This window comes from Streptococcus equinus ATCC 9812 (genome assembly GCF_000187265.1).
Taxonomy (GTDB): Bacteria; Bacillota; Bacilli; order Lactobacillales; family Streptococcaceae; genus Streptococcus; species Streptococcus equinus.
The window spans coordinates 244,488-258,976 of the sequence record NZ_GL698429.1; the positions used below are offsets into that span (position 1 = coordinate 244,488).

Genomic DNA, 14,489 nt, shown 5'->3' on the forward strand with positions numbered 1-14,489 from the left:
AAAATATGTTACAATGAAATTGCTGTAATTCGACTTGCTAACCTTTTTTTGGAGGCAAGGACCGTTAGTAAGATTTCATAAGCAAAGTAATTTGCACGTAAAAAAATTAAAATAAGGAGAAAACATCGACATGAGCGATATTAAAATTATTGCCCTAGGTGGGGTTCGTGAAAATGCTAAGAACCTCTATGTGGTAGAAGTTAATGACTCGATTTTCGTTTTGGATGCTGGGTTAAGATATCCTGAAAACGAGCAACTTGGTGTGGATGAAGTTATTCCAAACCTTGATTACTTGATTGAAAATAAAAAACGTGTTCAAGGGATTTTCCTAACACACGGGCACGCGGATGCTATCGGAGCTCTTCCATACATCTTATCTGAATTCAAAGCACCAGTCTTTGGTTCACCACTTACAATTGAATTAGCAAAACTTTTTGTTAAAAATAGCACTAATGTTAAAAAATTCAATAATTTCCACGTTATTGATGCTGAAACAGAGATTGAATTTGCGGATGCAACTATTTCATTCTTTAAAACTACTCACTCAGTTCCAGAAAGTTTAGGGATTGTTGTAGGGACAGACGAAGGAAACATTGTTTACACAGGTGACTTCAAATTTGACCAAGCTGCACGTAAATATTACCGCACTGATTTGTCACGTTTGACAGAAATTGGTCGTGAAGGAGTGCTTGCTCTTCTTTCTGATTCAGCTAACGCAACTAGCCATGTGATGACAGCTAGTGAAGCAGAAGTTGCGGCTGAAATGGATAGCGCAATCGCTGACGCTGAAGGCCGTGTTATCATCGCTGCCGTTGCTTCAAACCTTGTTCGTATCCAACAAGTTTTTGATTCAGCTGCAGAATATGGTCGCCGTGTGGTTCTTACAGGTTTTGATGCTGAAAACATTGTTCGCACAGCGATTCGTATGAAACGCCTTCGTTTGGTAGATGAAAAACTTATCATCAAGCCAAAAGATATGCACAAATACGAAGACCACGAATTGATTATTCTTGAAGCTGGTCGTATGGGTGAACCAATCAATGGTTTGCATAAGATGGCTCTTGGTCGTCACCGTTACGTTCAAATTAAAGACGGTGATTTGGTATACATTGTTACAACACCAAGCCTTTCAAAAGAAGCTGCTGTTGCACGCGTTGAAAACTTGATTTACAAAGCAGGTGGGATTGTTCACCTTATTTCACAAAGCCTTAACGTGTCTGGTCATGCCAATGCGCGTGACTTGCAATTGATGCTTAACCTTCTTCAACCGAAATACCTCTTCCCAGTTCAAGGTGAGTACCGTAATTTAGCTGCTCACGCTGAATTGGCAGAAGAAGTTGGTATGTATCCTGAAAATATCTATATCGTTAAACGTGGTGATGTCATGGTTCTTGGTAAAAATGGCTTTAACCACGAAGGTAGCGTGCCAGCTGGAGATGTCATGATTGATGGTAATGCTATTGGCGATGTTGGTAACATCGTTCTTCGTGACCGTAAAGTCTTGTCAGAAGATGGTATTTTCATCGTTGCTTTGACCGTTAATAAACGTGAGAAGAAAATCGTTTCTAAAGCGAAGATTCACACACGTGGATTTGTCTATGTTAAGAAGAGCCGTGATATTCTTCGTGAGTCAGCTGAATTGGTTAACCAAACTGTTGAAAATTATCTTGAACAAGAAAACTTTGACTGGGGTGAATTAAAAGGAGCAGTTCGCGATGAAGTCGCTAAGTTCTTATTTGACCAAACAAAACGTCGCCCAGCGATTTTACCAGTCGTCATGGAAGTAAGATAAAAAATAAAGGGAGGGTGAGCAATGCTCGATCCTCTTTTTTTGTTTTTTTAAGCTTTGCTTGTTATACTAAAGCCCGGGTAATTTGTTTATCTAAAAAACCGATAAAGAAAGGCTATGTATGAGAACATTATTTAAGATTATCTTCTTTATTCCAAGTCTTATTATTAATATTATTTGGAATGTTTTCTGGGCAATTATCAAGACCGTCGTCTTGTTTGCTATTGTTTGTTTTGGTCTGCTTTATTATGCTAATAACAGTAGCTCGCAGTTAGCAAATTCTATTTCAAATATTGCAAACAGTGTAACGACTTATTTTGCAGACAATAAAGACGATATTGCTTCTAATTTAAAAGAATTGTCAACGGATGACTTTACACATTATTCTGGTGCTCGCTGGTCTAGCAATTCAGCAAATGTTTATATTGAAACAACAGATGAGACCTTGGTTTCTGCTTACGAAGAAGCTATTAATGCTTGGAATGCGACTGGTGCCTTTACGTTTAATCTTGTCGAGGATGAAAGTTCAGCTGATATTGTTGCGACGGAATACTCTGATGCAAGCTCGAAAGCAGCAGGGCTTGCTGAAACTGAGACTAATGCTTTGACAAATCAAATCACCCATGTTGATGTGAAGTTGAACACGTATTATTTGCTTGAAAATGATTATGGCTACACACACAACCGTATCGTTTACACTGCCGAGCATGAACTTGGGCATGCAATCGGATTAGATCACGACGATGACGAAGAATCAGTGATGCAGTCATCAGGCTCTTACTATGGTATTCAAAGCGTCGATATTGAAAAAGTGAATGAGATTTACAATTCTTAATGAAAAAGATTTTGAAAAATCTGCTGAATTTGGCAGATTTTTTAATATTCTTCTAGTTTAACGGGTGAGGATTTGTTAAAATATAACTATGATTATTTTACAAGGAAACAAAATTGAACGCTCTTTTTCGGGCGATGTATTATTTGATAATATTAATATTCAAGTTGATGAAAAAGACCGTATTGCGCTTGTTGGGCGAAATGGTGCTGGTAAGTCAACGTTGTTAAAAATTTTAGTTGGGGAAGAAGCACCAACATCAGGTGAAATTAACACAAAACGTGATTTGAGTTTGTCATATTTGGCACAAGATAGCCGTTTCGAGTCTGAAAATACGATTTTTGATGAAATGCTCCATGTTTTTGATGATGTGCGCAGTATGGAATCTCGTCTTCGTAAGATGGAAATGCAAATGGCTGAGCTAACAGGCGATACTTTTGATAAATTGCTGTCAGATTATGACCGCTTATCAGAAGAATTTCGTGTTAAGGGTGGTTTTACTTACGAAGCAGAAATCAAAGCGATTTTGAACGGGTTCAAATTTGATGAATCGATGTGGCAAATGAAGATTTCTGAGTTGTCTGGTGGTCAAAATACACGTTTGGCACTTGCCAAAATGTTGCTTGAAAAGCCTGAACTTTTGGTGCTTGACGAACCAACCAACCACTTGGATATCGAAACGATTGCTTGGCTTGAAAATTATTTGGTCAACTACCAAGGCGCATTGATTATCGTCAGTCACGACCGTTACTTCCTAGATAAAGTGGCAACGATTACTCTTGACTTGACAAAACATTCGCTTGACCGTTATGTTGGTAATTACTCAAAATTCATGGATTTGAAAGCTGAGAAATTGGCACTCGAAGCCAAAAATTACGAAAAACAAGCTAAAGAAATTGCTAAGCTGGAAGATTTTGTGCAACGTAATCTTGTGCGTGCTTCAACGACAAAACGTGCGCAAGCTCGCCGCAAACAATTGGAAAAAATGGAACGCTTGGATAAACCGTCAGCTGGTCAAAAATCTGCTAATATGACCTTCCATGCGGACAAAGTATCAGGTAACGTTGTTTTGACAGTGGCGGATGCTGCCATTGGCTATGACGACCAAATCTTATCTGAACCAATCAACATTGATGTTAAGAAATTTGATGCGATTGCCATTGTTGGACCAAACGGTATCGGAAAATCAACGTTGATTAAATCAATCGTCGGTCAGATTCCGTTTATCAAAGGAATATCAACTTACGGTGCCAACGTCGAAGTGGGTTACTATGACCAAACACAATCAAACTTGACTCGTACCAATACTGTACTTGATGAGCTTTGGAATGATTTTTCAACAACACCAGAAGTTGAAATTAGAAATCGTCTTGGTGCTTTCTTATTCTCAGGTGATGACGTTAAAAAATCTGTCAGCATGCTTTCAGGTGGCGAACGAGCTCGTCTTTTGTTAGCAAAATTGTCAATGCAAAACAACAATTTCCTTATCCTTGATGAACCAACCAACCACTTGGATATCGACAGTAAGGAAGTTCTGGAAGATGCCTTGATTGATTTTGACGGCACGCTTTTATTTGTCAGCCACGACCGTTATTTCATTAACCGTGTAGCGACAAAAGTGCTTGAAATCTCCGAAGAAGGCTCAACACTTTACCTTGGTGATTACGATTATTACCTTGAGAAAAAAGCAGAGCTGGAAGAATTAGCTCGCTTGAAAGCTGAAGAAGCACAAGAAAAAACAACAGTTGTCGTTGAAAAAGCGCCAGCTAATGATTATCAAGCGCAAAAAGCAAATCAAAAAGAACTTCGTAAACTCACACGCCGAATCACTGAAATTGAAAATCAATTAGAAAAAATTGAAGCGCGTGAAGAAGAAATCAGCCAAGCCATGCTTGCTACAAACGAAGCAAGTGAGTTGATTGATTTGCAAAAAGAACTCGATGAACTAACTGAACAACAAGAAACCCTCATGCTTGAATGGGAAAAACTCAGCGAAAAGGTTGAGGGTTAAAATACTAGTAATCTCGGCAGAAATGTCGGGATTTTTTGTTTTAAAAAATCAATAGCAGGCTATTGATTTTCGCCTTTAAAGTTTTATAATAGTGTTGGAAATAAAATGAAATGTTTAGCAAATCTTAAAGAGTGCCTGCTGCTTTGGAGTGGCATTTTTTGAAATTGCTTTTTTATTGTTGGAGGTTACTATGAATCCTAAAAATGCTCCATATGGTTGGCTGGTTAAGCGGATTGCGCATCGTTTAGAACAAAATATGAATAACTTTCTAAAACCTTACAACATCACTATTATGCAGTCTTGGGTTTTGCTTTATTTGAAGGATACCAAGGCATGCTGTACTTATAAGGAACTTGAGAAGACGTTTGAAGTTTCACAACCAACGATGGTTGGGATTATCTCACGTTTAGAGCAAAAGGATTTAGTCAATTCTGTTCAGGATGAAAAGGATAAGCGCATCAAGAAGGTTCATATTACTGACAAGGGGATTGAAGTGATTATTCTGGTGTGTGACCACTTGAAAGAATCAGAAGATGATATCATTAGTGGTTTTTTTGATAATGAAAAAGAAACATTTCATTCTTTGCTTGAAAGAGCTTATTATAATGTTGTAGAAAGAGGTGACAAGAATGATTAAAACTCTTTTAGCTCAAGTTAAGGAGTACAAGACACCGTCTTTGCTTGCTCCTTTGTGTGCGGCTTTAGAAGTTTTCTTCGATATGTCAGTCCCTTTTGTCATTGCTAAATTGATTGACCAAGGGGTTCAAGCTGGAAATCTAGCTGTTGCCATGAAATATGGTATTTTAATGTTAATCCTTGCCACATGTGGCTTGACGACTGGTTTTTTAGCTGGTAAATTTGCTGCGCAAGCATCTGCAGGTTTCGCAGCTAATTTGCGTGAAGGTATGTATGATAATATTCAAACCTTTGCTTTTTCAAATATTGATAAATACAGCACAGCTGGTCTTGTCACTCGTATGACAACAGACGTTACAAACGTGCAAAATGCTTATCAGATGATTATTCGTGTGGTTGTGCGTGCACCTCTTACAATCATTGTCAGCATGATTATGTGTTTTGTAGTTGATCATCGTTTGAGTTTGATTTTCCTTGCTGCTGTCTTGATTCTTGGAGCTTTTCTTTTATTTATCATGCGTAAGGCGATGTCTACTTTTAATTATGTCTTCCGCAAATACGATGATTTGAATGCTAGTGTTCAAGAAAATATTTCAGCTATCCGAGTTGTCAAAGCTTTTGTACGTGAAAAATACGAAAACAAAAAATTCACGAAAGCAGCTGAAAACATTTATAATCTTTTTGTTAAAGCTGAAAAAATCATCATTTTTAACGTTCCAGTTATGATGACAATCATCTTCGGATGTATCATTTGCTTGTCATGGTTTGGGGCACAGTTTATCGTTGGCGGAACACTTACAACAGGTGAATTGACTTCTTTGATGTCTTATATCTTTGCCATGATGATGTCACTCATGATGCTATCAATGATTATGGTTATGGTTTCAATGAGTACTGCCAGTGCAGAACGTATCGCTGAAGTTTTGAATGAAAAAGCTGATATTGTTAATCCTGAAAATCCATTAATGGAAGTTCCAAATGGAGAAATCAATTTTGACCATGTACATTTTTCATACAAACATGGCGGTGGTGAAGAAGTGCTTTCTGATATTGATTTGAGCATCAAGTCAGGTGAAATTATTGGTGTTATCGGTGGTACAGGTTCAGGGAAAACATCATTTGCTAACTTGATTTCTCGCCTTTATGATGTTGATGCTGGGGCAATTAAAGTTGGTGGACATGATGTTCGTGAATATGATTTGGAAGTTCTTCGTGACCAAGTTGCGGTTGTTCTTCAAAAAAATGTCCTTTTCTCAGGTACTATTTTAGACAACCTCCGTTGGGGTAATGAAAATGCGACTGACGAAGAATGTATCGAAGCTTGTCGTCAATCTTGCGCTGATGAATTCATCGAGCGTTTCCCTGACAAATATAACACTTGGATTGAGCAAGGCGGAAGCAACGTTTCTGGTGGTCAAAAACAACGTCTATGTATTGCTCGCGCATTGCTTAAAAAACCAAAAGTTTTGATTCTTGATGATTCAACAAGTGCCGTTGATACAGCAACGGATGCCAATATTCGTAAGTCATTTGAAGAAACTATCCCAGGAACAACAAAAATTATCATTGCACAACGTATCTCAAGTGTGCAGCACGCTGATAAGATTTTGGTTCTTGATGATGGTAAAATCTCAGGCTTCGCTAGCCATGATGAATTACTTAAAACAAATGCTATCTATCGTGAAATCAATGATGTTCAACAACATGGTAGCGGTGATTTTGATGAGGAAGGAGGTAATAACTAATGTCTCAATCTAAAACTCAAGTGAATAAACAGGCAACGCTAAAACGTGTTTTGGCTTATGTTTTCAAAAACTATAAATGGCGATTTATGGCAGTGTTTGTTTTGATTTCAATCTCTGCCCTTTGTATGGTTCGTTTTAGTTTGTTTATGCAAACCTTGATTGATAGTTATATTACCCCTCTTTTAGCAGCTAAGAATCCTGATTTTTCAGGATTGGCACATGCTATTTTCCAATTGATTATTATTGGGATTATCGGAGTTGCAAGTACTTATACCTTTAACCGTCTTATGGTTTATGTTGGACAAGGGACAATGCGTCGTATTCGTGTTGATTTGTTCACACACATGGAAAGTTTGCCAATTAAGTACTTTGATACACATGCCCACGGTGATATCATGTCAATCTACACTAACGACGTTGATACCCTTCGTCAGTTGATTAGTCAAAGTATTCCGCAAGTGGTTAATTCAACTTTTTCTATTGTGACAACATTTGTCAGCATGCTTGTTTTGAACGTGCCATTGTCAGTTTTGTCACTATTTATGGTTGTTATTCTACTTTATGTGGCTCGTAAAATCGCTGCGCAATCATCAAAATATTTCCATGACCAACAAAATGATCTCGGTCGTGTCAATGGGTTCATTGAGGAAATGATGGATGGTCAGAAAGTCGTTAAAGTTTTCAACCACGAAGAGCGTGCTAAGGAAGATTTTCGAAAACTTAACCAAGAACTTCGTGAATCTGCTACAAATGCCAACATCTTTGCGAATATCTTGATGCCAGTCTCTGCAAATATCGGTCACTTTTCATACGTTCTTTGCGCCATGCTTGGAGCAGTTCTTGCTCTTAATGGTTATGCTGGCTTGACTTTGGGGACTTTGGTTTCTTTCCTAGCATTAAACCGTGGTTTTACTAATCCGATTACTCAAATTAGCCAACAAATCAACTCTGTTGTTATGGCGATGGCAGGTGCTGACCGTGTCTTCCAACTGCTAGATGCAGAATCTGAATTGGATGAAGGTTACGTTGAATTGGTTAATGCAAAAGAAGACGCTGCTGGAAATCTGCAAGAAGTGGAAGAATCAACTGGTACTTGGGCTTGGAAACATCCACACGAAGATGGTACAGTGACTTATCATAAACAAGAAGGTCGTGTAACTTTCACAGATGTAACCTTTGGTTATAATGATGATAAGATGGTTTTACATGACATTAATTTGTTTGCGAAACCTGGTCAAAAAATCGCTTTTGTAGGCTCAACTGGTGCGGGTAAAACAACCATTACAAACTTGATTAACCGTTTCTACGATATCCAAGAAGGTAAGATTCATTACGATGGTATTAACATTCGTAAAATTAAAAAAGCTGACCTTCGTCGTAGTTTAGGAATTGTATTGCAAGACACACACCTCTTTACAGGAACGGTTATGGATAATATCCGCTACGGACGTTTGAATGCTAGTGATGAAGAATGTATCGAAGCTGCCAAATTAGCTAATGCACATGATTTCATTAAGCGTTTGCCAGAAGGTTACGATACCATTTTGACAGGTGACGGAAGCAATCTTTCTCAAGGACAACGTCAATTACTTGCGATTGCGCGTGCAGCTGTAGCAAATCCACCTGCTTTGATTTTGGATGAAGCAACGTCATCAATCGACACGCGTACTGAAGTTCATGTGCAAGAAGGTATGGATGCCTTGATGAAAGGTCGTACAACATTTGTTATCGCTCACCGCTTGTCGACTGTTCGCAATGCTGATTGTATCATGGTTCTTGAACAAGGACGCATCATCGAACGGGGTAACCACGACGAGTTGATTGCGCAAAAAGGACGTTATTACCAACTTTATACAGGTAATGCCATTAGTGAATAATAGATTTAAACAATCTTTGGAAAATAGCACGGCTGTTTTTCAAGGGTTGTTTTTTGTTTTAGGTATATATTTTATTTGAAAATGTTAAATTGTCGTGATACACTTTGTTCAAAATAAAGGAGGGGTATCATGGCGAAATCTATCAATATTCGGCAACTTTCAGAGGCTATTTCGGTTGAAAAAGATAATGGAACTAAGGTGAATTATTTCTTATATCCCGAATTTGAAATTCATCAAAATGTTTTACCTGCAAATACCATTCAAGATTGGCATAAGCATCAAGCTATCGAGGAAATTATTGTACCAACAAAAGGAAATGTAACTGTTCAAGTCTTGGAAGACAATGCTGTAAGGACTTACAATGCGAATTGTGGTGAAGTTCTGCGTGTCAAACAATCTATATACAGAATCATTGGTGATGTCAAAGAAGAAACAGAGCTTATCGTTTTCCGATTTGTACCGACTGGTAGTGACCAATCTGACAAAATAAAACATGACAAAGTCGATTGCGAAAAATTGGTTGCAGAAATTTTGAAAAGGAAATAGGGCTAGATGGCGCATTTGGCGCCTTTTTTAGTCTATCTTTTTAAAACGGTTGCAAATAACGGTTAAATAATTTGTGATTTGAGACATAATATCATATGATGAATGGAGTAAGAAAAAGATATTTGGAGGGCAATGTTATGAATTTGTCTCTAGAACAATATATAGATATGTATCTCAAAATGCAGCGTATTCGTGAGTTTGATATGCGCATTAATAAGTTAGTTCGACGTGGCTTTGTCCAAGGCATGACGCACTTTTCAGTTGGAGAAGAAGCGGCAAGTGTTGGAGCAATGGCGCATTTGACTTATGATGATATTATTTTTTCAAATCATCGTGGACATGGGCAGTGTATTGCTAAAGACATGGATTTGAATAAGATGATGGCTGAGCTTGCTGGTAAGGTGACTGGAGTGTCAAAAGGTCGTGGTGGTTCCATGCATTTGGCAGATTTTGAAAAAGGCAATTATGGTACGAATGGTATTGTTGGTGGTGGCTATGCACTTGCTGTTGGTGCTGCCTTGACACAGCAGTATAAAAAGACAAATAACATTGTTGTTGCTTTTTCTGGTGACGGTGCAACCAACGAAGGCTCTTTTCATGAATCAGTAAACCTAGCAGCTACTTGGAGATTACCTGTCATTTTCTTTATTATCAATAACCGTTATGGTATTTCTATGGATATTAGGAGAGCGACCAACACGCCGCATCTTTACACACGTGCTGAAGCTTATGGTATTCCTGGGTTTTACTGTGAAGATGGTAATGATGTCCTAGCTGTTTATGAGACAATGGGCAAAGCGGTTGAACATGTGCGTTCTGGAAATGGTCCAGCCATTGTTGAGGTGGAATCCTACCGTTGGTTTGGGCATTCGACAGCTGACGCAGGCAAATACCGAAGCAAAGAGGAAGTTAATGACTGGAAGAAAAAAGACCCGCTTGTTAAATTTCGCACATACTTGACTGAAAATCATTTAGCAAGCCATGACGAATTGGATGCAATCGATACGCAAGTAGTTAAAGAAATCGATGATGCTTATGCATTTGCACAAAATAGTCCTGAACCAGATTTGTCAGTAGCGTTTGAAGATATCTGGGTAGATTAAGTGCCTTTCAATCACAAAGAGGAGAAAGACAATGACTGAAACAAAACAAATGGCATTTCGTGAAGCAATCAATCTTGCAATGACAGAGGAAATGCAAAAAGATGAGACAATTTTTTTGATGGGTGAAGATGTTGGCATTTACGGTGGTGACTTTGGTACGTCTGTCGGCATGTTTGAGGAGTTTGGTCCTGAACGAGTCAAGGATACCCCGATTTCAGAAGCTGCAATTGCAGGAAGTGCTATCGGTGCTGCGATAACTGGTCTTCGTCCGATTGTTGATGTGACCTTTATGGATTTCATCACTATTGCGCTTGATGCCATTGTTAATAACGGCGCTAAAAATAATTACATGTTTGGTGGTGGTTTGAAAACGCCAGTGACCTTTAGGGTGGCATCGGGTTCTGGGATTGGTTCTGCAGCGCAACACTCACAGTCTCTGGAAGCTTGGCTGACTCATATTCCTGGCATCAAGGTTGTTGCACCAGGAAATGCTAATGATGCTAAAGGACTTCTAAAATCAGCTATTCGAGATAATAATATCGTCATTTTCATGGAGCCAAAGGCGCTTTATGGCAAGAAAGAAGAAGTCAGTTTGGATTCTGATTTTTATTTGCCACTTGGAAAGGGTGAGATTAAGCGTGAAGGAAATGATTTGACTGTTGTTTCTTATGGTCGCATGCTGGAACGCGTCCTTCAAGCAGCAGATGAAGTAGCAGCTGACGGTATTAGCGTTGAAGTGGTTGACCCACGGACACTTATTCCACTTGATAAGGAGTTGATTATCAATTCGGTGAAAAAGACTGGAAAGCTCATGCTGGTTAATGACGCTTATAAGACAGGTGGTTTTATTGGAGAAATAGCTGCACTGGTTACAGAAAGTGAAGCTTTTGATTACCTTGATTATCCGATTGTGCGTTTGGCCAGTGAAGATGTACCAGTTCCATATGCTCGTGTATTGGAAGAAGGCATTTTGCCAGATGTTGCTAAGATTAAAGCAGCCATTTATCAGATGGCACGCAATGGTCGGAAGTCTTGAAAGGAGTCTCTGTGGTAAATGAAATGATTATGCCAAAGGCATCTGAAATTGGAAAAGTTCGTGCCACACCAGCTGCTAGAAAGTTGGCACGTGAGCGCGAAATTGATTTAGATAAAATCAGTGGTAGTGGCGAAAATGGACGAATTCACAAGGAAGATGTCGAACAATTCAGCAAGATTCGTGTGACGCCACTAGCTCGCAGAATTGCTAAGGATAGAGGTGTTAAACTTGAAAAGCTAGTTGGAACAGGTGTTTCTGGCAAGATTACGAAGGAAGATGTTCTAGCGAGTCTAGGTGAAACTGTTGCTCAAAAAGAGGGCAAGGGCAGCCAAGTGTCACATCAACCTGTAGCTGTGTCAGATACATCACTTGCCAGTGATGGAGTTGAGATAGTTAAAATGTCTGCCATGCGTAAAGCCATTTCAAAAGGAATGAGTCAATCATATTTTACGGCGCCAACTTTTACGCTTAATTACGACGTTGATATGACAAATTTGATTGCTCTTCGAAAGCAACTTGTTGAACCAATTAAGGAAAAGACAGGCTACAAGGTCACTTTCACAGACTTGATAGGGCTTGCTACGGTTAAGGCTTTGATGAAAAAAGAGCATCGTTTTCTTAACGCTTCTTTGGTTAATGATGCTCATGAAATTGAAGTGCATCATTTTGTCAATCTTGGAATTGCTGTTGGACTTTCTGAAGGCTTAGTGGTTCCTGTGATTCATGGCGCTGAACAGATGAGCTTGTCAGACTTTGTGGTAGCTTCAAAAAATGTTATTGAAAAAGCACAGACTGGCAAATTGAAATCAGCAGACATGTCTGGCTCAACTTTCACCATAACAAATCTTGGAATGTTTGGAACCAAGTCATTTAATCCAATTATAAATCAACCAAATTCGGCGATTCTCGGCGTTTCAGCGACCATTGATACACCTGTTGCTCATGAGGGTGAGGTGGTTATTCGACCAATTATGGGAATGAGTTTGACCATTGACCACCGCTTGGTTGACGGAATGAATGGTGCAAAATTCATGTTGGATTTAAAAGCACTTCTTGAAAATCCGTTGGAATTATTAATTTAGCTAATGAACTGAAAAGAAAGGTAATTTATGGCAATAGAAATTATCATGCCAAAGCTTGGCGTTGACATGCAAGAAGGCGAAATCATTGAATGGAAAAAAGCGGAGGGCGATTCTGTTCAAGAAGGCGATATTTTGCTTGAAATTATGTCTGACAAGACAAATATGGAAATCGAAGCCGAAGACTCTGGAGTACTTTTGAAAATTCTTCACGAGGCTGGTGAAGTTGTCCCAGTTACGGAAATCATTGGCTACCTCGGTGCTGAAGGTGAGGTGGTCGAGAAAATTGAACAAGCCACAGCAGACTTAACTGCAGTAGGATTGGAAGTACCTAAGGAAGTGGCGGCTGATGCAACTTTTGAACAAAAAGTTCCGCTTGCAGCTGATGAGTATGACATGATTGTGGTTGGTGGAGGTCCTGCAGGCTATTATGCAGCTATCCGTGGTGCCCAGCTTGGAGGAAAAATTGCAATTGTTGAAAAATCAGAGTTTGGCGGTACCTGCCTAAATGTTGGCTGTATTCCAACCAAAACTTATCTTAAAAATGCTGAAATCCTTGATGGGTTGAAAATCGCCGCTGGTCGTGGTATCAATCTAGCCTCAACTAGCTACAGTATTGATATGGATAAGACAGTTGCATTTAAAAATTCTGTTGTTAAAACACTGACAAGTGGTGTTCGTAGTCTTTTGAAAGCCAATAAAGTAACTATCTTTGAAGGACTAGCCGAAGTCAATCCAGACAAGACAGTTACGATTGGCTCGCAAGTGATTAAAGGACATAGTATTATTTTGGCAACAGGTTCAAAAGTATCACGCATTAATATTCCAGGTATTGATTCTCCACTTGTTTTGACCTCTGATGATATCCTTGATTTGAGAGAAGTTCCGAAATCATTAGCTGTCATTGGTGGCGGTGTTGTTGGGATTGAGCTTGGCTTGGTCTGGTCGTCTTACGGCGTTGATGTGACTGTTATTGAAATGTCAGACCGCATTATTCCAGCAATGGACAAGGAAATCTCACAGGAATTGCAAAAAATTCTGACCAAAAAGGGGATGACTATTAAAACAAATGTTGGAGTGTCAGAAATTATTGAGAAAAACAATCAGCTTGAGTTGACGCTGACAAATGGCGAGAAAATCCAATCAGACAAAGCTCTGCTATCGATTGGACGAGTGCCACAACTGCAAGGCCTTGAAAATCTCAACCTTGACATGGAAGACAATCGCATCAAAGTTAATGCTTATCAAGAAACGTCAATCTCTGGTATTTATGCCCCTGGTGATGTCAATGGCCAAAAAATGCTAGCACACGCTGCTTATCGTATGGGAGAAGTGGCTGCTGAAAATGCTCTACGTGGCAATCATCGCAAAGCCAATCTCACATACACTCCAGCAGCAGTTTATACACACCCAGAAGTTGCTATGGTTGGGTTAACTGAAGAGGCTGCGCGTGAACAATATGGTGATATTTTGATTGGAAAGTCTAGCTTTACTGGTAATGGACGAGCTCTTGCTTCTAATGAAGCACAAGGTTTTGTTAAAGTCATTGCTGACAGCAAGTACCATGAAATTCTTGGGGTGCATATTATTGGACCATCAGCAGCTGAGCTCATTAACGAAGCGGCAACTATTATGGAAAATGAATTGACCGTTGATGATGTTGCCCAAGCCATCCATGGACACCCGACCTTTTCTGAAAACATGTACGAAGCTTTCCTAGATACCATTGGTGAAGCCATCCATAACATGCCAAAGAGATAGTTTGACATACGCTATGATTCAGCAAGTTAGCATAAATCAAAAAGAGTATGAGATAGAATTCTCATACTCTTTTA

The 14,489-nt window shown here is 39.2% G+C and carries 10 protein-coding genes and 2 pseudogenes; all 12 read left to right on the plus strand.

Going from position 1 to position 14,489, the window contains the following annotated elements; genetic code table 11:
- Positions 1-130: 130 nt before the first annotated feature.
- The 12 genes and pseudogenes from HMPREF0819_RS01125 to lpdA all read left to right on the plus strand — a co-directional run bounded on the left by HMPREF0819_RS01125 (position 131) and on the right by lpdA (position 14,415).
- A complete protein-coding gene (locus tag HMPREF0819_RS01125) occupies positions 131-1,792 on the plus strand; it encodes a ribonuclease J (RefSeq protein WP_004231180.1) in 1,662 nt (553 codons plus the stop codon).
- 118 nt (positions 1,793-1,910) lie between these two features.
- Positions 1,911-2,624, plus strand: a complete 714-nt coding sequence (locus HMPREF0819_RS01130) for a matrixin family metalloprotease (RefSeq protein ID WP_004231183.1) — start codon at positions 1,911-1,913, stop codon at positions 2,622-2,624.
- A gap of 88 nt (positions 2,625-2,712) precedes the next feature.
- Complete coding sequence (locus tag HMPREF0819_RS01135; RefSeq protein ID WP_004231185.1) at positions 2,713-4,632, plus strand: ABC-F family ATP-binding cassette domain-containing protein; 1,920 nt, start codon at positions 2,713-2,715, stop codon at positions 4,630-4,632.
- A 190-nt stretch (positions 4,633-4,822) separates the two neighbouring features.
- The gene (locus tag HMPREF0819_RS01140) at positions 4,823-5,269 is read left to right on the plus strand and encodes a MarR family winged helix-turn-helix transcriptional regulator (protein WP_044023253.1); all 447 of its coding nucleotides are present in this window, start codon (positions 4,823-4,825) and stop codon (positions 5,267-5,269) included.
- On the plus strand, positions 5,262-7,013 hold the full coding sequence (locus tag HMPREF0819_RS01145) for an ABC transporter ATP-binding protein (RefSeq protein ID WP_004231190.1): 1,752 nt from the start codon (positions 5,262-5,264) through the stop codon (positions 7,011-7,013). The genes HMPREF0819_RS01140 and HMPREF0819_RS01145 overlap by 8 nt, the downstream gene beginning before the upstream one ends.
- Positions 7,013-8,890 (plus strand): ABC transporter ATP-binding protein, encoded by a 1,878-nt coding sequence (locus HMPREF0819_RS01150; protein WP_004231193.1) that lies wholly within the window; start codon positions 7,013-7,015, stop codon positions 8,888-8,890. The genes HMPREF0819_RS01145 and HMPREF0819_RS01150 overlap by 1 nt, the downstream gene beginning before the upstream one ends.
- 129 nt (positions 8,891-9,019) lie before the next feature.
- Entirely contained in the window at positions 9,020-9,436 is a 417-nt protein-coding gene (locus HMPREF0819_RS01155; RefSeq protein ID WP_004231195.1) for a cupin domain-containing protein, read from the plus strand.
- Positions 9,437-9,573: 137 nt separating this feature from the next.
- Positions 9,574-10,539, plus strand: coding sequence for a thiamine pyrophosphate-dependent dehydrogenase E1 component subunit alpha (locus HMPREF0819_RS01160; RefSeq protein WP_282644819.1), 966 nt, complete (start codon positions 9,574-9,576; stop codon positions 10,537-10,539).
- Positions 10,540-10,570: 31 nt separating this feature from the next.
- Complete coding sequence (locus tag HMPREF0819_RS01165; protein WP_004231206.1) at positions 10,571-11,575, plus strand: alpha-ketoacid dehydrogenase subunit beta; 1,005 nt, start codon at positions 10,571-10,573, stop codon at positions 11,573-11,575.
- Positions 11,576-11,628: 53 nt separating this feature from the next.
- Positions 11,629-12,657 (plus strand): annotated as a pseudogene (locus HMPREF0819_RS01170) (dihydrolipoamide acetyltransferase); the annotation flags it as partial.
- Between the two features lie 27 nt (positions 12,658-12,684).
- Positions 12,685-12,937: pseudogene (locus HMPREF0819_RS09525) on the plus strand (biotin/lipoyl-containing protein); the annotation flags it as partial.
- Between the two features lie 113 nt (positions 12,938-13,050).
- A complete protein-coding gene (gene lpdA, locus HMPREF0819_RS01175) occupies positions 13,051-14,415 on the plus strand; it encodes a dihydrolipoyl dehydrogenase (RefSeq protein WP_419579850.1) in 1,365 nt (454 codons plus the stop codon).
- Positions 14,416-14,489: the final 74 nt, after the last annotated feature.